The following is a 21,920-nucleotide window of genomic DNA, read 5'->3' on the forward strand; positions in this document are numbered from 1 at the left end:
CCGTCACCGCGGGCCTGATGGGGGAGATCACCATGACGAAACTCAGCGCGTTTAACTTCCAGAAGTGGATTGACGAGCACCGCCACCTGCTCAAGCCGCCCGTCGGCAACCGACAGGTCTGGGAAGACGCGGACATGATGGTCACCGTTGTGGGCGGCCCGAACAAGCGCACCGACTATCACGACGACCCGGTCGAAGAGTTCTTTTATCAGCTCGAAGGCGACATGCTGCTCAAGATCTTTGACGGCAAGGAATTCTACGACGTCCCGATCCGCGAGGGCGAGATTTTCCTGCTGCCGCCCCATGTGCGCCATTCCCCGCAGCGCCCGCAGGAAGGCTCCATCGGCCTCGTCATCGAACCCAAGCGGCAACCGGGCCAGCTCGACGCGATCGAATGGTACTGCTTTGACTGCGGCACCCGCGTGCACCGCGCCGAGATGCAGCTCGAATCCATCGTCCGCGACCTGCCACCCGTCTACGAGGCATTCTATGCCTCGCAAGACGCCCGCACCTGTCCGAATTGCGGCACCATCCACCCGGGCAAGGAACCGCCCGAGGGCTGGGTGCAGCTTTGACCAACAAAAAACACCAGGGAGACCAGAAATGAAGTTCATGTCCAAAACGCTGGGCGGCGCGGCCGCTCTTGCACTGACCGTCCTGTCGGGCGTCGCAGCCCAGGCCGAAGAGTTCCGCCTCGGCCTCATCACCCCGCCGCCCCACATCTGGACCAAGGCCGCCGAGGCCTTTGGCGCCGACCTGAGTGCCGCCAGCGACGGCGCGCACACCGTCACCGTCTTTCCCGCCCGCCAGCTGGGCAACGAGGCCGAGATGCTGCAACAGCTGCAAACCGGCGCGCTCGACATGGCGTTCATGACCGTGGCCGAAGTGTCGAACCGTGCCCAGGATTTCGGCGCCTTCTACGCGCCCTTCCTCGCGGCCGACATCGACCACGCGGGCCGCATCCTGCGCAGCGACTTTGCCAACGGCATGCTCGATCAGCTCCCCGCCGAAGTGGGCGTCGTAGGCACCGGCTACGGCATGGCGGGGCTGCGCCAGATCGTGACCCGCGGCTCGGTCAGCTCGGCGGACGATCTTGCCGGGCTCAAACTGCGCATCACCCCGTTCGAGCCGATCCTCGACTTCTACAACGCGCTGGGGGCGGCACCCACGCCCATGCCCCTGCCTGCCGTCTACGAGGCGCTGGCCAACGGACAGGTCGACGCCATCGACATGGACGCAGAGCTGATCTGGGTCCTGAAATACTACGAACACGCCGACACCGTCGTGCAATCCAACCACATGATGTTTCCCATGGTCGGCCTCGTGTCGGCCCGCGTCTGGGCGGGTCTGTCGGCAGATGACCGTGCCATGATCGGCGACCTGATGGCCAAACACGTGGACAGCACCATCGACACCTATGTCGCCAAGGACCGCGACTGGCTGGCGCAGGTGCGCGACACCGGCAAAACCTATATCGAGGTCGACCAGGCATTCTTTGGCGACGCGGTTGACCAGTGGAACACGATCTGGGCCGAAAAATCCTCTGCCCTCGACGGGCTGCGCGCGGTTGCCGCCGACACGGCAAACTGATCTAAATCCAGCAACCGGCCGGGGGTGCACACCCGTGCACCCCCGGCTTTTGCGCGAAAGGACAGGCCATGATCGGGCGTATCTCTGCCGCATGGGCACGGATCGAACTGGCCTGCGCCGCGGCCCTCGCCGCCGCCATCACTCTGCTGATCCTGCTCAACGTCGTCACCCGCAGCTTTGGCACGGCCCTTTTCTGGGTCGACGAACTGGCCATCTACGCCATGGCGTGGATGACCTTCCTCGGCGCCTCCGCCGCACTGCATTTCGGCCACTCCGTCGCGGTCACGATCCTGACGGATGCCATGCCCGCCCCCCTGCGCCGCGCCACGGCCAAACTGGTGGACGTCATCGTGCTGATCTTTGCGCTGGCAATGATCTGGTTCTGCTGGCGCTGGTTCGCGCCTCTGGGCCTCGCCCAACAGGGCTTTGACATCAAGGCATTTCAGGGGGCCACGTTCAACTTCATCTACGCCGAACCCACAACCACCCTCGGCATAAAAAAGGCATGGGTCTGGTCCGTCATGTGGCTCTTTGCGCTGGGCGCGGCACTCCACGCCACCGCCAACCTGCTTGGCCAGGGTGCCGCCCCGCGAAAGGCCCCCGCATGACGCCCGTGGTCTTTGCCTTCAAACTGCTGATCTCGGTCCCTGTGGCCCTCGTGCTGTCGCTCACCGCGATCTGGTACATCTGGGAAAGCGACAACACCGTCCTCTACGACAGCTTTTCGCAAAAGATGTTCTCGGGCCTAGAAAACTACGGCCTGCTCGCCATCCCGCTCTTCATGCTCACCGGTGAAATGATGAACGAAGGCGGCATGACCAGCCGCCTCATCAACGCCGCCCGCGTCTTTGTCGGCGGGTTTCGCGGCGGGCTGGCCTATATCAACCTGCTGACCAACATGTTCATGGCCGCGATCATCGGATCGGCAACCGCCCAGATTGCCGTGATGTCCCGCGCCATGACGCCTGAGATGGAGAAAGAGGGCTACGACAAGGGCTTTGCCGCCGCCACCACCGCCGCAGGTGGACTGCTCGCCCCGGTCATCCCGCCCTCGATGATGTTTGTCATCTTTGGCGTGCTGGCGCAGGTGCCCATTGGCGACATGTTCCTTGCGGGCATCATTCCCGGCCTCTTGCTGGCCGCGTCCTTTGCCATCGTCATCACCCTCATCGGTTTCGCGCAAGGGTTCCCCAAAGGGCAATGGTTCACCCGTCGCGAAGCGCTCTCGGCCCTGCTGGCTTGCCTGCCCGCGACGCTGATCCCGCTGGCGATTGTGGGTGGCATCCTCTTTGGCATCGCCACGCCCACGGAATCCGCCGCCATCGCCTCGCTGATTGCCTTTCTCGTGGGCTGGCTGATCTACCGCGAACTTGATCCCCGCGCCCTGTTCGAGATCTTCAAGCGCACCGCCATCAACGCCTCGATGATCGTGTTCATGATCGCTGCGGCCAGCGTCTTTGGCTGGGTCATCATCTACGAGGCCCTGCCGCAGAAACTCGCGGCACTGATCACCTCGATCACCAGCGATCCGTTCCTGTTCCTGCTGATCGTCAACCTGATCCTGCTGCTGGTGGGCATGTTGATCGACGGCATCGCCGCCGTAATCCTGATCACGCCCATCCTACTGCCCATCGCCATGAACGACTACGACATCAGCCCCTATCAATTCGGCGTCGTGATGTGCCTCAACCTCGTTTTGGGCCTGCTGACGCCGCCCGTGGGCGTGGGCCTCTATATCGCCTCATCCATGAGCGGCGCGCGCCCCGGCCAGATCCTGAAATCGCTCTGGCCCTTTCTGGTGGCCGTGGCCGTGGTTCTGGTCCTGCTCAGCCGCTTTGCCGAACTTTCCACCGCGTTTCTGTAGGGGCAGGTCATGACCAAACCGCATTTCAGTTTCTGGATCATCGCCGGGCTTGGTCTGGTGTGGAACCTGATGGGGTGTCTGAACTTCATCACCCAGATGAACACCGATGCCGTGGCGCAGATGCCCGAGCTGTATCAGCTGATCATCGCCAGTCGCCCGTTTTGGGCCACGCTGGCCTTTGGGCTGGCCGTGTTCGGTGGGGCGGTTGGATGCATCCTGCTGTTGTTGCGCCGGCGCGTGGCCACATCCGCGCTTTTGGTGTCGCTGTTGGCCACCGGCATAACGATGATCCAGACGGTGTCCGTGGTCGGCATGGCCCCCAGCACGATCCTTGCGCTGTTGATTGGTGCTGCGCTGTTCTGGTACGCGACGATTGCCGCGCGGGTTGGTTGGCTGCGCTAGGAAGCGCGACCGCCCGCCATCTGCGTGAGGGTGCCAGACATCCGGTTAACACCCCCAGAACGCACCGCGCGCAGGGCCAAGTGTTTGATCCCGCGCGCAGATTTCAAAACGGTTACGATGTGGTAATCGCATCGCACAGCCTGTCCCCGCGGGGACAGAGGATCAGATATCCAGCGTGTTGTCCTTTTCCCATTGCGAGAAGTGCGACGTGAAGTCGTTCCATTCCTGCGTCTTCATCTTGACGTAGGAGGCCGAGAAGTCTTCGCCCATCGCCGCCTTCAATCCCTTGTCCTTGTCGTATTCGCGCAAGGCGTCCAGCATGTTCAGCGGCAGCTTGGGCGCGCCGCGCACCGTGTGCCCTTCGGCGTACATGTCGATGTCGTGGCGCTTGCCGGGATCGGCCTGCGTGCGGATACCGTCGAGACCCGCCGCGATGATCACCGCCTGCAACAGGTAGGGGTTCGTCGCCCCGTCCGGCAGACGCAGTTCGAACCGGCCGGGTCCGGGGACGCGCACCATGTGGGTGCGGTTGTTGCCCGTCCACGTCACCGTGTTGGGCGCCCATGTGGCCCCCGACATCGTGCGGGGCGCGTTGATGCGTTTGTAGCTGTTGACGGTCGGGTTGGTGATCGCGGCCAGCGCGCTCGCGTGCTTCATGATGCCGCCCAGGAAGTGGCGGCCCTTTTCGGACAGGCCAAGTTCTGCGGTCTGCGAACTGTCATTGGGTTCCATTGCAAAGACGTTGGTCTTCGCATCCGCCCCGGCCGCGTCCCAGACCGAGATGTGGGCGTGGCAGCCGTTGCCCGTCAGCCCTTGGACCGGCTTGGGCATGAAGGTGGCGCGGAAGCCGTGTTTCTCGGCCACTGACTTGGTCATGAACTTGAAGAAGGAATGCTTGTCCGCCGTGCGCAGGGCATCGTCAAACTCCCAGTTCATCTCGAACTGACCATTCGCGTCCTCGTGGTCGTTCTGATACGGACCCCAGCCCAGTTCCAGCATGTAATCGCAAATCTCGCGCACCACGTCATAGCGGCGCATCACCGCCTGCTGGTCATAGCAGGGCTTGGCCGCCGTATCGAACGGGTCGCTGATCTGGTCGCCTTCGGGCGTCAGCAGGAAGAACTCCGCCTCGATCCCGGTCTTGACGTGCAGCCCTTCGGCAGCAGCCTCGTCAATCAGGCGACGCAACACGTTGCGCGGCGCCTGGGCGACGTCCTCACCCTCCATCACGCAGTTGCCCGCAACCCACGCGACCTCGGACTTCCACGGCAGCTGGATCACCGAGGACGGGTCCGGCACGGCCAGCATGTCGGGATGCGCAGGCGTCATGTCGAGCCATGTGGCAAAGCCCGCGAACCCCGCGCCATCCTCCTGCATATCCGCGATGGCCTGGGCCGGCACCAGTTTCGCACGCTGACCGCCAAAGAGGTCGGTGAAGGAGATCATGAAGTATTTGACGCCGTTGTCTTGGGCGAACTTTGCGAGGTCAGTTGTCATGTCGTTTTCCCTGTCGTTGGAAAGGCGAGGGCGCGTGCCGTGATGACCGCGCCCTTCGTTAGGAGTTCAGTAAGAGGTACCGGGCTTGCCGGGGTACCAGTCGGTCCCGGCGAGCGGGATTTTCGCCATGGCCGCAGCCTCAAGCGTCAGCGCGCAGAGGTCTTCGGGCTCGAGGTTGTGCAGGTGGTTCTTGCCGCAGGCCCGCGCGATGGTCTGCGCCTCGAGCGTCATCACCTTGAGATAGTTGTTGAGCCGCCGCCCGCCCTCGATCGGATCGAACCGCGCCATCAGCTCGGGGTCCTGCGTGGTGATGCCGGCGGGATCCTGCCCCTCGTGCCAGTCGTCATAGGCCCCCGCGGTGGTGCCGAGCGCATTGTACTCGGCCTCCCACTTGGGATCATTGTCACCCAGCGCAATCAGGGCCGCCGTGCCGATGGCCACGGCGTCTGCGCCAAGGGCCATGGCCTTGGCAACATCCGCACCCGTACGGATGCCGCCCGACACGACCAGCTGCACCTCGCGGTGCATGTCGAGGTCCTGCAATGCGCGCACGGCTTCGCGGATACAGGCGAGGATGGGCTGGCCAACATGTTCGATGAACACGTCCTGCGTGGCCGCCGTGCCGCCCTGCATCCCGTCGAGCACGACAACATCCGCGCCCGCCTTGACCGCCAGCGTCGTGTCAAAATAGGGCCGCGCGCCGCCAACCTTGATATAGATCGGCTTTTCCCAATTGGTGATCTCGCGCAGCTCGAGGATCTTGATCTCCAGATCATCCGGGCCGGTCCAGTCAGGGTGACGACAGGCCGAGCGCTGGTCTATCCCCTTGGGAAGATTGCGCATTTCCGCCACGCGATCGGAGATCTTCTGCCCCAGAAGCATGCCCCCGCCACCGGGCTTGGCCCCCTGGCCCACGACAATCTCGATGGCATCCGCGCGGCGCAGGTCGTCCGGATTCATGCCGTAGCGCGAGGGCAGATACTGATAGACCAGCTTGCTTGAATGGCCGCGCTCTTCGGGCGTCATGCCGCCGTCGCCGGTGGTGGTCGAGGTGCCCGCAAGGGTCGCGCCGCGCCCCAGCGCCTCTTTGGCGCCGCCCGACAGCGCGCCGAATGACATGCCCGCGATGGTGACGGGGATATCAAGCTGGATCGGGTTCTTGGCAAAACGTGTGCCCAGGGTAACGTTCGTTTCACACTTTTCCCGGTATCCTTCGAGCGGATAGCGCGACATCGACGCGCCCAGGAACAGGAGGTCGTCAAAATGGGGCAGCTTGCGTTTGGCCCCGCCGCCACGGATGTCATAGATGCCCGTCGCCGCCGCCCGCCGGATTTCGGCGTTGATCGGGTTGCTGAAGGTCGCCGATTGGATCGGCAAGGTGCGCGGTGCGCCCTTTTGCTCGTCTTTCATGGTCGGGCTCTCAATACGCGTTGTCGATGTTGAAGTTGTAGAGCTGCCGGGCCGAACCGTAGCGTCTGAACTCGGACGCCTTGGCGTCGCATTGCCCGCGTTCCAGCAACTCTTCGAGAATGGCGACATGTTCGGGCCGCATCTCTTTTTCAATGCAGTCGGCACCGAGCGATTTGACCGATCCGCGCACAAAAAGCCGCGCCTCGTAGATGGAATCGCCCAGGGCATCGCCCGCATCGCCGCAGACCACGAGGTTGCCCGACTGCGCCATGAAGGCCGACATGTGCCCGATATTGCCGTGCACGATGATGTCGATCCCCTTCATCGAGATGCCGCAGCGCGAGGAGGCATTGCCCTTGATCACCAGCGTGCCGCCATGGCCGGTGGCCCCGGCATATTGGCTGGCGTCGCCTTCGACGACGACCATGCCGGACATCATGTTTTCCGCCGTGCCCGGTCCGACGGAGCCGTGCACATGCACGGTCGCCTGCTTGTTCATGCCCGCGCAGTAGTAGCCCGTCGAGCCCTTGATGTTGACCTCGATCGGCGCATCGAGGCCCACGGCGATGGCGTGGCTGCCCTTGGGGTTGATGATCTGCCAGTGGGTCTGGTTGGTGTGTGCGGATTGGGCGTGGAGGGTGGCGTTGAGGGCGCGCAGGCCCTCGGCCTCGAGGTCGAATGTCTGCATGTTACGCGGCCTTTGCCGTGGGGCTGTGGGTGTGGGACCAGAAGTAGACGGTGGCGGGCTCGGGCTCCCAGACTTTGGCGTTTTCGATGCCCGGCAGGTTCACCAGCGCGCGGTATTCCGACCCGAACGCCACAAATTGATCGGTTTCAGCCATGACGGCGGGTTTGCAGGCGATGGGATCGCGCACCACGCCGAACCCGTCCCTGGTGCCGACAACGAAGGTGAAGAACCCGTCGAGATCATCGAGGCTGGAGGTCAGCGCCTCGCCCAGTGTCGCGCCCGTCTGCATCTTCCATGTGAGGTAGGCAGCACCCACCTCGGTGTCGTTTTCGGTCTCGATATGCACGCCAAGGCGGCGCAGCTTGCGGCGCAGCGAGTTGTGGTTCGACAGCGAGCCGTTGTGCACAAGGCACTGGTCGATGCCGGTGTTGAACGGGTGCGCGCCCATGGTGGTGACGGCGGATTCGGTGGCCATGCGGGTGTGCCCGATGCCGTGGGTGCCGGACATTTTGCGGATATCAAAGCGTTCTGCCACATCTTTGGGCAGTCCGACCTCCTTGTAGATTTCGAGGGTTGAGCCATGGCTCATCACCCGCACATTGGGGCGGATTTCCAGGAGGACCTGGCGGGCGGTGGCGACCTGATCGGCTTGCAGCGACAGCACCGCGTGGGTGTCCTTGGTGGTCATGGTGACCTTGCCCCTGATCCGTTTGCGCAGGTCGTTGTCGAGCGTGTCAAAGTCGGTATCGGGCGTGTTCGACTGCACCGTCAGCTTGGCGTTACCCGTTGTTTCCTCGCCATAAATCGCGATCCCCGCACTGTCGGGCCCACGGTCCGTCATGGTGATCAACATATCCGTCAACAGGGTGCCAAGCTCCGGTTGCAACCCCGCGTCCTTGAGAAACAGTCCGACAATCCCGCACATGGCGCAGGTCCTCCTTTGGGGTGTGCATGATACGCGCCGGAGGTTAGCACCGATACGCGTGCCTCTCAACCAGTGGGAAACAAATTTTCATTTTAGGGCGTGTTCAGGCGGTTTGCGGGTAGCTGATGATCGACAGGTATCGCGCGGGCAGGGTGACAAGTTTGGCGGGCCCGTGCGGTGCGTCGGCGTCGAAGAACAGCGTGTCGCCGGGGCGCAGGGGGTAGATGTCGTCGCCGTGGCGGTAGTCGACGGCCCCTTCCAGCATGTAGATCGTTTCGATCCCGCCGTGCTGAAAGGCGGGAAAGATGTCCGATTCCGCGGTGAGGGTGATCAGGTAGGGTTCCACGATCACGCCGGAGGCATTGGCGCCGAGATGGCCCAGCAGGTTGTACTGGTGGTTGGCGCGGGTGCCCGCGCGGTCGATGGAGACACCTTCGCCTGATTTGGTGTGCACGGCCTGGCGGCTTTCCTCGAAGCGGCGGAAAAAACTGGTGAGCGGCACGGACAGCGCGTTGGCCAGCAGTTGCAGCGTGGTGAGCGAGGGCGAGGTGTTGCCGTTCTCGATCTTGGAAAGCATGCCGATGGACAGCCCCGTCAGCTGTGCCAGTTCGGCGACGGTGGTGCCTTGCTGGCGGCGATAGGCACGGACCTCGCGGCCGATGGCCACCTCGAGCACTTTCTCGCGCTCGCCGTCGCGGGTGCTGTGTGGATCCTGGGTGAGCTTGCTGGCCATGGGTCTTTGCGATTTGGGGCGGGGTGTCTGACCCCTATGCCAGAATTTCCCACGGGTGTGCAAAGATTGACTGGGGGTGAAATCGGCGCACGCGCGGTCAGCGGACGAATTTGCGGCGCAGGCCCTTCATGGTCGTGCGGTTCAGATACCACAGGAACCAGAGGATGGCGGCGTTGCGGCCCGAACTGTCGGGGGCCAGACCGCGCGACATGCGGGTCATCTGCCAGCCGTGGTATTCCACCCGCGACACCGTGTTCACGAGGTTCACCAGCCAGTTCCTGGCGTTCACGCCAAGGCGGCCGCGGCCGATGGTCAGGCCGTCCTCTTGGATGCCGATGGGGCCGTCGTCGCCCGAAAGCAGCGCGTTGACCGCATCCGGGTGCACACAGAGCGGGCGGGCGAGGCCGATGCCGTCGATGCCGTGGTCGCGCACGGCCTCTTCCATGGCGGCGCGGGTGCGGAACCCGCCCGTGACGACCAGCGGTACGGACACGGCGGCGCGCACGGCGCGGGCGTAGTGCAGGAAATAGGCCTCGCGCTTGCGGGTGCTGTCGCGGCGGGTGTCCGCGTCGTCGCCGGTGACAAAGCTCATCTGTTCATAGCTGCCGCCCGACAGTTCGATCAGGTCGATGCCGTCGGATTCGAGCAGGCGCGCCACTGCGCAGCTTTCTTCGATGGTGAAGCCGCCCTTTTGGAAGTCGGACGAGTTGAGTTTGACCGCCACGGGAAATTGCGGCCCGACCTCGGTGCGGATCGCCGCATAGACCGCACGCAGGAACCGTGCCCGGTTTTCGATCGATCCGCCCCAGTCATCGCTGCGGCGGTTGGTGATGGGCGACAGGAACTGGCTGATCAGATAGCCGTGGGCGGCGTGGATCTGGACCCCGTCAAAGCCTGCGGCCTGCGCTGTGCGCGCGGCGGTGGCATAGCGGCGGATGGCGTCGTCGATGTCGTCCGTGGTCATCGCCTTGGGTTTGCCAAAAAGACCGAGGATTTGCAGTTTCTCGGCGGATGGCGACAGGGGCCGCGTATTGACGACGATGGGGCACTGGCGACCGGGGTGGGAAATCTGCATCCAGATCTGCCCGCCCGCTGATTTCCCGGCAGCGGCCCAGGCGCGCAGCATGTCCATGTCGCGGTCGTCTTCGATCACCACGTTGCCGGGCCGTTCCAGATAGCGCCGGTCGACCATCACGTTGCCGGTGATTTGCAGCCCCACGCCGCCCTGTGCCCACCGGTCATAGAGCGTGACATGGGCCGCGTTCGGCGCGTCGTCCGGGCCGGCGAAGGCCTCGGTCATCGCACTTTTGCAAAACCGGTTCTTGATCGTTGCGCCGCAGGGCAGGACGATGGGGTCGGAGAGCGGTGAGGGCACGGGGGCCTCCGGTCAGGGTGGCGGTGTCAGGCAGAGTGGAGGAGCGCGCGGGCAAAGTCCATCGGTGCCGGGACGGGCCGGATCAGAACTGGCTGGCAAAGGCGGCGGCGGCACGGACGCCGTCGATGACGCGGAGGGTTTTTGGCAGGTCGGGTGCGGCGAGGATATCGACCATGCCGCCGCAGCCCAGCACCACCGTTTCCACATCATCCTCGATCGCGGCCGTGCGCAGTTCGGCCAGCACCTGGCGGGTCGCGGTGGCGCCATCCTGTTCAAGCGCCAGCACCGGCACGCCGCTGGCGCGCACGCGGGCCAGTTGCCCGGCCAGCCCGTAGGCGGTGATATTGGCGCGCAGGATCGGCACGGAGATATCCAGTGTCGTCACCACCGAAAATCGGCCCCCTGCCACGGCGGCAAGGTGGTAGGCCGCCTGACCGATGCCGATGACCGGGCAGCGCGCCACGCGGCGTGCAGCATCCAGCGCGGTGTCGTCGAAACAGCCGATGATGATCGCCGTCGCCCCCTCGTCCGAGGCCCGTTGCACCAGTCGCAGCAGGGGCACTTCGGCCAGCGCACCATCCTCGGCCCCCTGGATCGCGGGCGGGCCGTCCTGTGAGGTCCAACCGTCAAAATGTACCGTGGGCACGGTGTCGCGCGCGGTGCGCAGCATGGCATCGGTCATCGACGCGGTGCTGTTGGGGTTGATCAGGACGATCATAGCATCCCCTTGCCCGCGTCCGATCCGGCGCGTGCCCTGCGGCGGGTGGAATAGAGCGCGAGGCACAGAAACAGGCCGATCATCAGCAGTGAGAACACGGTTGTCAGCGTACCAAGCGCATAGAGCACCGGGGTGGTCACGTTTGTCGTCATGCCGAAGATTTCGAGCGGCAGGGTGTTGTAGCTGCCTGCGGTCAGCAGGGTGCGGGCGAATTCGTCATAGCTGAGCGTGAAGCCGAAGAGCGCCACGCCGATGAGCGAGGGCCCGATGATGGGCAGTACCACGTGCCGCAGTGTTTGCCATGCGCTGGCGCCGAGGTCGCGGGCGGCCTCTTCGTAGGCTTTGTCGAAGCGGTTGAAGACGGCGAACATGATCAGGAGGCCGAAGGGGAGTGTCCATGTCAGTTGGGCGCCGAAGCCGGAGGTGGACCAGTGCACGTCGAGCCCCGATTGCGAGAAGATCAGGCCGACGCCCAGAGAGATCAGGATGGAGGGGATCACCAGCGATGTGATGATCAGGTAGAACAGGATGCCGGAGCCTTTGAACTTCTTGCGAAAGGCGAGCCCGCCCATGACCGACAGCACCACGGTGGTGACCATGACCATCAGTCCGAGCGTGACGCTGCGCCGGAAGCTGCCCCAGATGTCACCCACGGCCTGCTGTTCGAAGAGGTCGCGGAACCAGTGCAGCGAGGTGCCGCGCATCGGAAAGGTCAGCCCGCCGCCCGGCCCTTGAAACGACAGGATCGCGATGGTGATCGTGGGGCCATAGAGAAACAGCAGGAAGAGGCTGAAAAAGGTCGCGAGCACGTAGAAGGATCTGGGGCGCGGCTCCATCTAGAGTTCCTTTCGGATGTCGACAAAGCGCAGCAGGATGCCGATCACGATCAGCACGGTCAGCAGCAGCACCACCGCGGTGGCGGAGGCCGAGGGGTAGGCCAGCAGCGCGATGTCGTTGGAGATGAGCCGGCCCACATTGGCCGATTGCGAGCCGCTCATGAAGCGGACGGTGATGAAGTCGCCCATCACCAGCGTGACCACAAAGATGGTGCCGATCATGATGCCCGGTTTGGTCAGCGGGATGATCACGTTCCAGAGGATCTGTGCGCCGGATGCGCCTGCGTCGCGGGCGGCCTCGATCAGGCTTTTGTCGATGCGCATCATGGTGTTGAAGATCGGGACCACCATGAACAGCGTATAGAGGTGCACGAAGGCGAGGATCACGGCAAAGTCGCTGAAGAGCAGCCAGTCGAGCGGTTCATCGATCACCCCCCAGGAGATCAGCGTGGAATTGGCGATGCCGTTACGGCCCAGAAAGGGGATCCACGAAATCATGCGGATGATGTTGGAGGTCCAGAACGGGATGGTGCAGAGCAGAAAGAGCACGATCTGCCATGTCAGTGTCCGCACGTGGAAGGCGAGGAAATAGGCCACGGTGAACCCGATGGTGAGGGTGAAGGCCCATGTGATGGCCGCGTATTTGAACGTGTTGAAGAACACCCGGTAGGTGACGTTCGACCCGAAGAGGAATTCGTAATTCTCCCAGACAAAGGCCGGGATGATCGAAAACTCGGTCGCGCGCCAAAAGCTGACGACGACGATCATCACGATCGGCAGCACCAGGAAAAACAGCAGCACGGCCATGATGGGCCCGGCCATCAGCCATCCGACAAGGGTGTTGTTCTTGAGCACGTCAGGGCCCTCTAAGGGAGGGGATGGGCGCCGGAGCGCCCATCCGTAGGGTCGGTCTCAGGCCGCGATGAATTCGTTCCACTTGCGGACCATGTACTGGTTTTCGTCCATGACGGCGTTCCAGCAGGCAACGGCGCCCATCCGGTCTTCGAAGGATCCGCCGTCGCGGACCTCGCCCGCCTGGGCCAGCGCGTCGCCGGTGGGCGAGGTGATGACGTCCGTGGCTTCCTTGCCTTCGAACCAATAGCCCCACTCGTTTTCGGACATGTAGTTCTTGGACGTCTCGGGCACGGCGGAGTAGTAGCCCTGCCGCATGAGATACCCGCCGACCCAGCCGTCGAGATACCAGTTGATGTATTCATAGGCCGCATCGCGTTCGAGGCCGGTGAGCGCCGCCGACAGGCCGATGCCGCCACCCCAGGAGCGGTAGCCTTCTTCCAGCGGCTGGTAGACGCAAGGCACGCCCTTGGATTTGACCGCGGTGATGGCGGGCGACCACATGGACTGGATCACCACCTCGCCGGACGCCATCAGGTTGACGCTTTCGTCAAAGGACTTCCAGAAGGCGCGGAACTGGCCGTTTTTCTTGGCCTCGGTAAAGATCGCCATGGTCAGGTCGATTTCTTCGCGGGTCATGTTGCCCTTGTCAGGGTATTTGTATTCGCCCATCGACTCGACCACCATCGCCATGTCCATGATGCCGATCGAAGAGATGTCGAGGATCGATGCCTTGCCCTTGAATTCGGGGTTCAGCAGTTCGGACCAGTTGGAGATGGGCCGCCCGATCAGGTCGGGGCGGATGCCCAGCGTGTCGGCGTTGTAGATGGTGGGGATCAGGGTCATCCAACCGGATTCGTTGTCGACAAACCCCTTGCCATCGGGCCCTTCGACAAAGCCCACGGTGTGCGGCGCGGTGCCTTGGGCAATCGTGCTGTCCGGGGTCAGTTTGCCGTTGCGGAAGATGCCGACGATCTTGTCGTAATTCTTGATCTTGGACGTGTCCATCGCCTGGAGGTTGCCCGTGGGCCAGACCTTTTTGCAGATCCAGTATTCGATGTCTGCGATGTCAAAGCTGCCCGGTTGGGTGGCCGCGCGCTGCGTGACGCTGTCACTGTCGAGGGCGGTCATCTCGAGGGTAAAGCCGAGGTCCTCCTTGACCTTGTTGGCCACGTCGTTGAGGTTCGACACCCCGGTGCCGAACTGGCGCAGGGTCACGTCCTTGATGTTCTGGGCCCAGATCATGGGCGCGCCCAGTGTCGTCCCGGCGGCAAAGGCCGCGCCGCCCTTGAGCACGTTGCGTCGTGAAATCTTGGTCATTTTCTTTCTCTCCTTGTCAGGTGTTTAGGCCGTGAGTTTGTGCAGGTTCGTGTCCTCCCAGATCAGACCGACCTGATCGCCTGGGTTCATCGGGTGGCTGAAAAAGACGTCTTCGGGCACCAGCGCGCTGATGTCCTGATCGCCGGCGATGCGGGTCAGGACGGCGACGTGCGCGCCCTGGTATTCGACAGACGTCACATTGCCCTGCATCTGGCCCGGTTCGGAGCGCGTGAGACCGACCGCATCCGTGCGGATCGCGAAATGGCCCTGCGGCAGGGCGATCACGTTGTGACCCCCGATGAACCGGGCAACAAAGGCAGTGGTGGGGGCGTTGAAGACCTCGCGCGCGGGGCCTGCCTGTTCGATGACGGCGTTGTTCATCACCACGATTTCGTCGGCCAGCGCCAGTGCTTCGTCCTGTCCGTGGGTGACGTGCACAAAGCTGATGCCCAGTTCGCGTTGCAGGCGGCGCAACTCGCCCCGCATCCGGATGCGCAGGAACGGATCGAGCGCGGAGAGCGGTTCATCGAGCAGCAGCACCTGCGGGCGGGTGATCAGCGCGCGGGCCAGCGCCACGCGCTGTTGCTGGCCACCTGACAGCTGGTCGGGCAGGCGGTCGGTGTGCGTGCCAAGGTCCACGAGGTCCAGCATTTCGCCTGCTTTTTTCAGGCGGGATGCCTTGTCCTCGCCGCGCATCTTGAGGCTGAAGGCCACGTTGTCGATCACGGTAAGGTGCGGAAACAGCGCGTAATTCTGGAACATCATGGCTGTACCGCGCCTGGCCGGGGGCAGGGTGGAGATGTCCGACCCACCCAGCAGGATTGCCCCGTCCGACACCGCCTCGTGGCCCGCGATCATCCGCAGGGTCGAGGATTTGCCACAGCCCGAGGGCCCGAGCAGGCAGGCATAGCCGCCCGGTCGGAACGTGTGGTTGATGGCGTCGACCGCGACGGTCGCGCCGTAGCGTTTGGTCACGGATACCAGTTCCAGGTCTGTGGTTGGCGTGGTCATGCGGCCCTCTTGCGTTGGGGCCAGCAAAGGCGCGGGGCCGTGTCGCGGGCAATTCAAGACGCGCGTTTTGCCGTTCCCGTTGCGGGGTCTGCCCAATATTCAGCCTCTTTCGGCGAGGCGTGTTCAAAAATTGGACGCAAAAATGTATACAATCCTGAATTCGTCTGCACACAGATCTTGGGGTTGAGGCATACCATCGGCTCTGGCATGTGGGATCTGTAAGGATAGGCCCCATGTCGCACAGTACCGTTTCCACCTCTTCCCCGCCCGCCACGAGCGACACGATCGCCCATGCGCTGTCACTGGCCATTCACGAGCACAAGATCGCGCCGGGGACCAAGCTGGGTGAAGACGAGCTGGCCGAGATCTATGGCGTGTCGCGCACGGTGGTGCGGGCGGCCCTTCAGACCTTGTCGCATATCAAGCTGGTGGACATTCGCCGCAACCGGGGTGCATCGGTGGCCTCGCCCACCATCACCGAGGCGCATGAGGTGTTCGAGGCGCGCGAATTGCTGGAGCCGCGCACGGCGCGCAGTGCGGCGCTGCATGCGACGGCGGCGGATATTGCGCTGCTGGAGCGTCATATCAGCGACGAGCATCAGGCGCTGGCGGATGCGGATCCGGGCCGGGCGCTGTATCTGTCGGGCCTGTTTCACACCGAGATCGCGCGCATTGCCCAACAGGCGACCATCGCGGGGTTCATCGAGACGCTGATCGCGCGGTCGTCGCTGATCATTGCGCTGTATTGGCGGCGCGAATCCGCACTGTGCGAAAAGCACGCCCATCATGAGCTGGTGCACGCGCTGGCCGCGGGGCAGGCGCAGCAGGCCGAAGAGTTGATGCGCAGCCATCTGGTCGATCTGCACTCGGCGCTGGATCTGCGTGAGCGCAACAGTCGGACACTGTCGCTGCGGGATGCGTTGGCGCGATGACGGTGCGACCGATCACCTGTGCCGATCTGGACACCGTTCTGGGCTGGGTCCGCGCCGAGGGGTGGAACCCCGGTCTGGAGGATGCGCCGGCGTTTCATGCCGCCGATCCCGGCGGGTTCTTTGTCAAACGGGTGGACGGGGCGCCGGTGGCGGCGGTGTCGGTGGTGAACCACGATGACGATTTTGCCTTTCTCGGCCTGTACCTGTGCCTGCCTGCGTTTCGGGGGCAGGGGCATGGGATGGAGGTCTGGACGGCGGCGATGGCCCATGCGGGCGCGCGCCGGATCGGGCTGGATGGCGTGCCGGACCAGCAGGCGAACTATGCCCGGTCCGGGTTTGACAAACACGGGCGCACCATACGCTATGCAGGCCGGTTCGAGGCGGTGGCCGATGCGCGTGTGCGCGTCGCGGGGCCATCCGACCTGTCCGCCCTGTGCGCGCGCGACCGGGCACAGACCGGGATGGCGCGGACGCGGTTTGCCCGTGCGTGGTTCGCGCCGGCAGAGACGCGGCAGACGGTTGTGCTGGATGACGCGGGCCAGATCACCGGCAGTGCCACATTCCGGCGCTGTGCCGAGGGGGTCAAGATCGGCCCACTGTCGGCCCGCACGCCCGAGGATGCGTGTGCGCTGCTGGGGGCGTGCCCGTGGGGCGCGCAGACGCCGCCGTATTTCATTGACGTGGCGGATACGAATGCCGGGCTGACCGGGTTGCTGGGCGATATGGGCTGCGCGCCTGTGTTCGAGACCGCGCGCATGTTTCGCGGCGCGCCGCCCGACGCGGCCCCGGCGCCGTTCCAGGCGATTGCGACGATGGAGCTTGGCTAGGTCCGCGGGGTGGCCTGACAATGCAAGGCGGGGCGGGTAGAACGGCACCATTCCGGCCCGAGGACGTGCACGTGGACAGCAAGGTTTCGATCTATCCGATTTCGCAGGCGACCACGGCGACCTTTGCCGATCTCTATTTCCGCCTGACGTTCCTGTTTTTCATCCAGCGCGGCAGCAAGCAGGTCGACACGCCCGATCAGGGGCGGATGGTGGGCGAGACGGGTGATCTGATGATCTTTCCGCCGGGTCTGATGGTGACGATGGTGAACCGGCCGGTGCTGGGGCAGGATTACCGCGCGTTGGGCGTGAGCTTTCCTCATGACCTGATCGATGCGGTCTTTGGCGACCTGCCGACCCCGGCGGCGGCGCGCGGCATCCAGATCCTGCGTGCGCAGGCCCACCGGCCCGCCGATATCCTTGGGCTGATCCAGGACACGCTGGACGACACGCACCTGCCCGATGCGATCCGGCAGCACCGGTTGCTGGAGCCGCTGATCTGGTTGCGCGCGCAGGGCATCCACCTGCCCACGCGGGTCGAGGAGCAGCCGATCAGCCGGGTGCGCAGCCTGATCGAGACCGATCTGAGCCACCCGTGGATGGCGCAGGAGGTTGCGGCCCATTTCGCCATGTCAGAGGCGACCCTGCGGCGCTGGCTGTCGAAAACGGGGCAGGGATTTGCCAAGATCCTGCTGCACACAAGGCTGGAACACGGGCTGGCGCAATTGCAGACGACCGACGCGCAAGTGTCGCAGATCGCACTGGATTGCGGGTTCAAGACACCGTCGCATTTTTCGGACGCGTTCCGCAAAAGGTTCGGGATCAAGCCAAAAGACATCCGATCAGCGGCAGATTGATCGAAATCCGATAGTTCTTGCGTGGCAGCCGGAAGCGGGTCGGGACCGGGCCCGCCATATTGGTGGCATCGGGAAACGCAGATCCACAACAAAGGACTTTACCATGATCCGCAAAACGAGCCTTGCCACCCTGACCGCCCTGCTGCTTGCAGCCCCCGCCTGGGCCGATGGGTTCACCCTGACCAGCCCCGACATTGCTGAAGGCCAACAGCTGGCCGATGCGCAAGTCTTTGCCGGCTTTGGCTGCGAAGGGGGAAACGTTGCGCCGTCGCTGGAATGGTCCGGCGCGCCTGAAGGCACACAAAGCTATGCCGTGACCGTCTATGACCCGGATGCGCCGACCGGGTCGGGGTGGTGGCACTGGTTCGCGTTCAACATTCCGGGTGATGTCACATCGCTGCCGGGTGGCGGCGCGGTCGGCGGGGTCGAATTGGCCAACGACTATGGCGTGCGCGGGTTCGGCGGGGCCTGCCCGCCCCCCGGCGAAGTGCACCGCTATCAGTTCACCGTCCATGCGCTGGGCACGGTGCTGGAGATCGACGGATCGGTCAGCAATGCGCTGGCCGGGTTCATGGTCAACGCCAACAGCCTCGCGTCGTCGACCATCACGGCCGTCTACACCCGCTGAGGCACGCGTCGGGGCGTATTATCCGCGCCCCGACACGCTGGCCTGATAGCTGTCGAGTTCCCGGATCAGCGCCCGCCCCGACGGTGTTCCGTGCCGTTCGGCGAATTCGTCCCAGACGGCACCGAAGGGCATGTCCTTGAATTCCTCTGTCACCATCAGTCGCGTGGTATAATCAAGCGCGGTTTCCGCCGATTTCAGCATGTCCATCGGCATCAGCAGGGCGCGCAGCAGCGCCTTTTGCATGTTGCGGGTGCCGATCACCCAGGCGGCGGTGCGGCTGATCGTGGCGTCAAAGAAGTCGAGCCCGATATGGGTGCGCCCGAGCAGGTCCGCGCTGACCAGTTCCTGTGCCATTTGCAGGATGTCGTCGCTGAGCAGGATGACGTGATCGCTGTCCCAGCGCATCGGGCGCGAGACGTGCAGCAGGATTTCATCCAGTGACAGGGCCACGGCGCTGAGTTTGTCGGCGATGTTTTCGGTAGGGTGGAAATGGCCCATGTCGAGGCACAGCAGTGTGCCCTTGCGGATGGCGTAGCCCATGTAGAATTCGTGCGAGCCTATAGTGCAGGCCTCGACCCCGATCCCGAAGAGCTTGCTTTCGACCGCATCGCGCACATGCGCCTTGTCCTGTGGCTTGGTCAGCATCGCGTCCAGCGATGCCTCGAGCCGGGCGCGGGCGGCCATGCGGTCGATGGGGGTGTCCTTGTAGCCGTCGGGCACCCAGATGTTGTTGATGCACGCACTGCCCTGCGCGGCCCCCATTTGCGCGGCGATGTCGCGGCAGCGCCTGCCGTGTTCGATCCAGAAATCGCGGATGCCCTTGTCGGGGTGGCTGAGCGTGAGGTTGTCGTCGGCCTTGGCGTGGGCAAAGAAGGTGGGGTTGAAGTCGAGCCCGATGCCGTGCGCCTGGGCCCAGTCGACCCACGGGGCGAAGTGGCTGAACGCGATCTCGTCCCGGTCGGGGGAGGCGTCGGTGTCGAGGTACATCGCGTGCAGGTTCAGCCGGTGTTGGCCGGGTATCATGGCATAGGCGAATTCCAGATCCGCGCGCAATTCATCCGGCGTGCGGGCGCGGCCGGGGTGGTTGCCGGTGGCCTGAATGCCGCCGCCGGATGCGCCGCTGCGCGTCTCGAAGCCCACGACGTCGTCGCCTTGCCAGCAATGCATCGAAATGGGCACGGTGGCCAGCCTGTCGAGGGCGGCCTCGGTGTCCACGTTCCAGTCCGCAAAGGCGGATTTTGCACTTTGATATCCCATATCTGGTCCTTACCGCGTGAACGCCTGAACGTTGCCTGCGTCCACGTTGAGAATGTTGCCGGTGGACTTGGCCGAGGTGTCGGCGGCAAAGAAATAGCAGGCTTCGGCGATGTCTTCGGGCAGGACCGAGCGTTTGAGCAGGGACCGCTGGCGGTACATCTCTTCGAGGCCGTCCTTGTCGGTGCCATAGGTGCCCGCGCGCTGTTCGAGCCAGTCGCCTTCCCAGATTTTCGACCCGCGCAGGACCGCGTCGGGGTTGACGACATTGACGCGGATGCCGGCCTCGGCCCCTTCGAGGGCGAGGCAGCGGGCGAGGTGGATTTCGGCCGCCTTGGCCGTGCAATAGGCCGCTGCGTTAGGCGAGGCGGCGAGCCCGTTCTTGGAGGCGACGAAGACCAGCGCGCCGCCCATGTCCTGCACCCGCATCAGCTTGAACGCTGCGCGGCTGACGAGGAAATAGCCGGTGGACAGGATATCCATGTTCTTGTTCCAGAGCGCCAGCGAGGTGTCCTCGATCGGGGCCGAGGATGCGATGCCCGCGTTGGACACGAGGATGTCGATGCCACCAAATTCAACGGCTGCATCGGCAAAGGCGGAGGCGACGGCATCCTCTTGCGTGACGTTCATTGCGACGCTGCGCACCACGTCCGTGCCGTAGCGCGCCGTAAGGTTGGCCTGGGTCGAGGCCAGCGCGTCCTCGTTGATGTCGGCCAGCACCACGCAGGCCCCTTCGGACAGGTAGCGATCCGCCGTGGCCGCGCCGATGCCGCCCGCGCCGCCCGTGACCAGTGCGACGCGTCCGGCCAGCGATTTGGGTTTCGGCATCCGTTGCAGCTTGGCCTCTTCGAGGAGCCAGTATTCGATGTCGAACGCCTCTTGCTCGGGCAGGCCCTGATAGGTGCTGACCGCGGAGGCACCGCGCATCACGTTGATCGCGTTGACATAGAACTCGCCCGAGATGCGGGCCGTGGCCTTGTCCTTGGCGAAGGTGATCATGCCCACGCCGGGCACGAGGTACACGACCGCGTTGGGGTCGCGCAGGGCCGGGCTGTCGTCATGTTTGCAGCGGTCGTAATAGGCGGCGTAGTCCTGGCGGTAGGCGTCGATCTGGGCGGGCAGGCCGTCCAGCACGTCGTCGATATTGCCCTGTGCGGGGTCAAAGGGCACCACCAGCGGGCGGATCTTGGTACGCAGGAAGTGGTCGGGGCAGGACGTGCCAAGCGCTGCCAGCGGTGCCATGTCCCGCGCATTTACGAATTCCAGCACGGCGTCGCTGTCGTTGAAATGGCCGACCATGTGCTGGTTGCCGGAGACAAAGCCGCGGATCGCGGGCATCAGCCGGGCGGCGACGGCGCGGCGCTGGTCTGCGGGCAGGCTGTCATGCACCGGACCGCCAAATGCCGCGACGCCCTCGCTGCGTTCGGCCAGCCACCTGGTGGCGATATTGATCACGTCGATGGTCTGGTCATAGCAGTCGCGCGCCGTATCGGCCCAGGTAAAGAGCCCGTGGCTTTCCAACACGACGCCGTCGGCATCGGGGTTCTCGAGGCAGAATTCCTCGAGCCACAGCCCCAGTTTGTAGCCCGGTTTCTTCCACGGCAGCCAGCCGATGCGGTCGCCAAAGATCTCTCGGGTCAGGGCCTTGGAATTTTCGGATGCGGCGATGGCGATGATTGCGTCGGCGTGCACGTGATCCACATGCGCGCGCGGGACATAGGCGTGCAGGGGCGTGTCAATCGAGGCGGCGCGGGGGTTCAGACGGAAGGTGCAGTGCGGCAGGTAGCCGACCATCTCGTCCTCGTGTTCGACACCGCGGTACAGCCCCTTGAGCGCATGCAGCTTGTCCATGTAGAGCGTGGCAAACCCGTCCATCGTGATGGACCCGATGTCGCCGCCCGATCCCTTGACCCACAGCACCTCGACCTGGCGGCCGGTGAGGGGGTCGGTTTCCATCACCTTGGCAGAGGTGTTGCCGCCGCCGTAATTCGTCACCCGCTTGTCGGCGCCAAGGATATTGGACCGGTAGAGCAGCAGTTCCGATTCGCTCATTCCCGCGGCGGTCTGATCGTCCCACCGACGATCAAGGAGATGAGATTCCAGTGTTTTCAGCATGTTTCCTCCCGGTCGACGCGGCGCGCCGGTCTGTGTGACTTGGCCCAAGGCTGGGAGGATCGAGGTCTTTTGTCAATCAGTTTCAATCA

The 21,920-nt window shown here is 64.1% G+C and carries 22 protein-coding genes; 9 read left to right on the forward strand and 13 right to left on the reverse strand.

Annotated elements, in window-relative coordinates; all coding sequences use genetic code 11:
- Positions 1-32 precede the first annotated feature (32 nt).
- From Q0949_RS17915 to Q0949_RS17935, 5 genes are all read left to right on the forward strand, one after another.
- Complete coding sequence (locus tag Q0949_RS17915; protein ID WP_299375527.1) at positions 33-575, forward strand: 3-hydroxyanthranilate 3,4-dioxygenase; 543 nt, start codon at positions 33-35, stop codon at positions 573-575.
- A gap of 28 nt (positions 576-603) precedes the next feature.
- Positions 604-1,590: a TRAP transporter substrate-binding protein gene (locus tag Q0949_RS17920; protein ID WP_299375529.1), complete on the forward strand. Its 987-nt coding sequence runs from the start codon at positions 604-606 to the stop codon at positions 1,588-1,590.
- Between the two features lie 68 nt (positions 1,591-1,658).
- Entirely contained in the window at positions 1,659-2,198 is a 540-nt protein-coding gene (locus Q0949_RS17925) for a TRAP transporter small permease subunit (protein ID WP_299375532.1), read from the forward strand.
- Complete coding sequence (locus tag Q0949_RS17930; protein ID WP_299375535.1) at positions 2,195-3,454, forward strand: TRAP transporter large permease; 1,260 nt, start codon at positions 2,195-2,197, stop codon at positions 3,452-3,454. The genes Q0949_RS17925 and Q0949_RS17930 overlap by 4 nt, the downstream gene beginning before the upstream one ends.
- A 9-nt stretch (positions 3,455-3,463) precedes the next feature.
- Positions 3,464-3,856, forward strand: a complete 393-nt coding sequence (locus tag Q0949_RS17935) for a hypothetical protein (protein ID WP_299375537.1) — start codon at positions 3,464-3,466, stop codon at positions 3,854-3,856.
- A 162-nt stretch (positions 3,857-4,018) separates the two neighbouring features.
- Here the strand turns inward: Q0949_RS17935 and glnT are convergent, their stop codons facing one another.
- The 11 genes from glnT to Q0949_RS17990 form a co-directional block, all read right to left on the reverse strand.
- Positions 4,019-5,353 carry a type III glutamate--ammonia ligase gene (gene glnT, locus Q0949_RS17940; protein WP_299375540.1) on the reverse strand — a complete coding sequence of 445 codons (1,335 nt, stop codon included), beginning with the start codon at positions 5,351-5,353 and terminating at the stop codon, positions 4,019-4,021.
- A 66-nt stretch (positions 5,354-5,419) separates the two neighbouring features.
- Positions 5,420-6,763, reverse strand: a complete 1,344-nt coding sequence (locus Q0949_RS17945) for an FMN-binding glutamate synthase family protein (RefSeq protein ID WP_299375543.1) — start codon at positions 6,761-6,763, stop codon at positions 5,420-5,422.
- A gap of 10 nt (positions 6,764-6,773) precedes the next feature.
- Positions 6,774-7,451, reverse strand: coding sequence for a GXGXG domain-containing protein (locus Q0949_RS17950; protein ID WP_299375545.1), 678 nt, complete (start codon positions 7,449-7,451; stop codon positions 6,774-6,776).
- 1 nt (position 7,452) lies between these two features.
- Entirely contained in the window at positions 7,453-8,376 is a 924-nt protein-coding gene (locus Q0949_RS17955; protein WP_299375548.1) for a glutamine amidotransferase family protein, read from the reverse strand.
- A 103-nt stretch (positions 8,377-8,479) separates the two neighbouring features.
- The gene (locus Q0949_RS17960; protein WP_299375551.1) at positions 8,480-9,109 is read right to left on the reverse strand and encodes an XRE family transcriptional regulator; all 630 of its coding nucleotides are present in this window, start codon (positions 9,107-9,109) and stop codon (positions 8,480-8,482) included.
- A 97-nt stretch (positions 9,110-9,206) separates the two neighbouring features.
- Complete coding sequence (locus Q0949_RS17965) at positions 9,207-10,484, reverse strand: NADH:flavin oxidoreductase/NADH oxidase family protein (protein ID WP_299375554.1); 1,278 nt, start codon at positions 10,482-10,484, stop codon at positions 9,207-9,209.
- Between the two features lie 82 nt (positions 10,485-10,566).
- Positions 10,567-11,202 (reverse strand): aspartate/glutamate racemase family protein, encoded by a 636-nt coding sequence (locus Q0949_RS17970; RefSeq protein WP_299375557.1) that lies wholly within the window; start codon positions 11,200-11,202, stop codon positions 10,567-10,569.
- Positions 11,199-12,038 (reverse strand): ABC transporter permease, encoded by an 840-nt coding sequence (locus Q0949_RS17975; RefSeq protein WP_299375560.1) that lies wholly within the window; start codon positions 12,036-12,038, stop codon positions 11,199-11,201. The genes Q0949_RS17970 and Q0949_RS17975 overlap by 4 nt, the downstream gene beginning before the upstream one ends.
- Entirely contained in the window at positions 12,039-12,860 is an 822-nt protein-coding gene (locus Q0949_RS17980) for an ABC transporter permease (RefSeq protein ID WP_299376033.1), read from the reverse strand.
- Between the two features lie 90 nt (positions 12,861-12,950).
- Positions 12,951-14,210 carry a PotD/PotF family extracellular solute-binding protein gene (locus Q0949_RS17985; protein ID WP_299375563.1) on the reverse strand — a complete coding sequence of 420 codons (1,260 nt, stop codon included), beginning with the start codon at positions 14,208-14,210 and terminating at the stop codon, positions 12,951-12,953.
- A gap of 24 nt (positions 14,211-14,234) precedes the next feature.
- Positions 14,235-15,221: an ABC transporter ATP-binding protein gene (locus Q0949_RS17990; protein WP_299375566.1), complete on the reverse strand. Its 987-nt coding sequence runs from the start codon at positions 15,219-15,221 to the stop codon at positions 14,235-14,237.
- Between the two features lie 233 nt (positions 15,222-15,454).
- On the opposite strand from Q0949_RS17990, the gene Q0949_RS17995 reads away from it, so the two are divergent.
- The 4 genes from Q0949_RS17995 to Q0949_RS18010 all read left to right on the forward strand — a co-directional run bounded on the left by Q0949_RS17995 (position 15,455) and on the right by Q0949_RS18010 (position 18,462).
- On the forward strand, positions 15,455-16,153 hold the full coding sequence (locus tag Q0949_RS17995; protein ID WP_299375614.1) for a GntR family transcriptional regulator: 699 nt from the start codon (positions 15,455-15,457) through the stop codon (positions 16,151-16,153).
- Positions 16,150-16,980 carry a GNAT family N-acetyltransferase gene (locus tag Q0949_RS18000; protein WP_299375636.1) on the forward strand — a complete coding sequence of 277 codons (831 nt, stop codon included), beginning with the start codon at positions 16,150-16,152 and terminating at the stop codon, positions 16,978-16,980. Before Q0949_RS17995 ends, Q0949_RS18000 begins: the two co-directional genes overlap by 4 nt.
- 71 nt (positions 16,981-17,051) lie before the next feature.
- Entirely contained in the window at positions 17,052-17,834 is a 783-nt protein-coding gene (locus Q0949_RS18005; RefSeq protein ID WP_299375639.1) for an AraC family transcriptional regulator, read from the forward strand.
- Between the two features lie 103 nt (positions 17,835-17,937).
- A complete protein-coding gene (locus Q0949_RS18010; protein WP_299375642.1) occupies positions 17,938-18,462 on the forward strand; it encodes a YbhB/YbcL family Raf kinase inhibitor-like protein in 525 nt (174 codons plus the stop codon).
- A gap of 18 nt (positions 18,463-18,480) precedes the next feature.
- Here the strand turns inward: Q0949_RS18010 and Q0949_RS18015 are convergent, their stop codons facing one another.
- Together Q0949_RS18015 and Q0949_RS18020 are read right to left on the reverse strand one after the other, a co-directional pair.
- Positions 18,481-19,719 (reverse strand): L-rhamnose isomerase, encoded by a 1,239-nt coding sequence (locus Q0949_RS18015; protein ID WP_299375645.1) that lies wholly within the window; start codon positions 19,717-19,719, stop codon positions 18,481-18,483.
- A gap of 9 nt (positions 19,720-19,728) precedes the next feature.
- Positions 19,729-21,831, reverse strand: a complete 2,103-nt coding sequence (locus tag Q0949_RS18020) for a bifunctional rhamnulose-1-phosphate aldolase/short-chain dehydrogenase (RefSeq protein WP_299375647.1) — start codon at positions 21,829-21,831, stop codon at positions 19,729-19,731.
- Positions 21,832-21,920: the final 89 nt, after the last annotated feature.

Origin of the sequence: uncultured Tateyamaria sp. (genome assembly GCF_947487805.1) — a bacterium.
Taxonomy (GTDB): domain Bacteria; phylum Pseudomonadota; class Alphaproteobacteria; order Rhodobacterales; family Rhodobacteraceae; genus Tateyamaria.

Excerpts from the sequence above, each read along its gene's own strand:
- Q0949_RS18010 (WP_299375642.1), top strand. The coding sequence starts at position 17,938 with ATGATCCGCAAAACGAGCCTTGCCACCCTGACCGCCCTGCTGCTTGCA.
- Q0949_RS17985 (WP_299375563.1), bottom strand. The coding sequence starts at position 14,210 with ATGACCAAGATTTCACGACGCAACGTGCTCAAGGGCGGCGCGGCCTTT.
- glnT (WP_299375540.1), bottom strand. The coding sequence starts at position 5,353 with ATGACAACTGACCTCGCAAAGTTCGCCCAAGACAACGGCGTCAAATAC.
- Q0949_RS17925 (WP_299375532.1), top strand. The coding sequence starts at position 1,659 with ATGATCGGGCGTATCTCTGCCGCATGGGCACGGATCGAACTGGCCTGC.
- Q0949_RS17990 (WP_299375566.1), bottom strand. The coding sequence starts at position 15,221 with ATGACCACGCCAACCACAGACCTGGAACTGGTATCCGTGACCAAACGC.
- Q0949_RS17975 (WP_299375560.1), bottom strand. The coding sequence starts at position 12,038 with ATGGAGCCGCGCCCCAGATCCTTCTACGTGCTCGCGACCTTTTTCAGC.
- Q0949_RS18020 (WP_299375647.1), bottom strand. The coding sequence starts at position 21,831 with ATGCTGAAAACACTGGAATCTCATCTCCTTGATCGTCGGTGGGACGAT.
- Q0949_RS18000 (WP_299375636.1), top strand. The coding sequence starts at position 16,150 with ATGACGGTGCGACCGATCACCTGTGCCGATCTGGACACCGTTCTGGGC.
- Q0949_RS17915 (WP_299375527.1), top strand. The coding sequence starts at position 33 with ATGACGAAACTCAGCGCGTTTAACTTCCAGAAGTGGATTGACGAGCAC.
- Q0949_RS17970 (WP_299375557.1), bottom strand. The coding sequence starts at position 11,202 with ATGATCGTCCTGATCAACCCCAACAGCACCGCGTCGATGACCGATGCC.
- Q0949_RS17945 (WP_299375543.1), bottom strand. The coding sequence starts at position 6,763 with ATGAAAGACGAGCAAAAGGGCGCACCGCGCACCTTGCCGATCCAATCG.
- Q0949_RS17960 (WP_299375551.1), bottom strand. The coding sequence starts at position 9,109 with ATGGCCAGCAAGCTCACCCAGGATCCACACAGCACCCGCGACGGCGAG.
- Q0949_RS17980 (WP_299376033.1), bottom strand. The coding sequence starts at position 12,860 with ATGGCCGGGCCCATCATGGCCGTGCTGCTGTTTTTCCTGGTGCTGCCG.
- Q0949_RS17920 (WP_299375529.1), top strand. The coding sequence starts at position 604 with ATGAAGTTCATGTCCAAAACGCTGGGCGGCGCGGCCGCTCTTGCACTG.
- Q0949_RS17950 (WP_299375545.1), bottom strand. The coding sequence starts at position 7,451 with ATGCAGACATTCGACCTCGAGGCCGAGGGCCTGCGCGCCCTCAACGCC.
- Q0949_RS17930 (WP_299375535.1), top strand. The coding sequence starts at position 2,195 with ATGACGCCCGTGGTCTTTGCCTTCAAACTGCTGATCTCGGTCCCTGTG.
- Q0949_RS17955 (WP_299375548.1), bottom strand. The coding sequence starts at position 8,376 with ATGTGCGGGATTGTCGGACTGTTTCTCAAGGACGCGGGGTTGCAACCG.
- Q0949_RS17995 (WP_299375614.1), top strand. The coding sequence starts at position 15,455 with ATGTCGCACAGTACCGTTTCCACCTCTTCCCCGCCCGCCACGAGCGAC.
- Q0949_RS18015 (WP_299375645.1), bottom strand. The coding sequence starts at position 19,719 with ATGGGATATCAAAGTGCAAAATCCGCCTTTGCGGACTGGAACGTGGAC.
- Q0949_RS17935 (WP_299375537.1), top strand. The coding sequence starts at position 3,464 with ATGACCAAACCGCATTTCAGTTTCTGGATCATCGCCGGGCTTGGTCTG.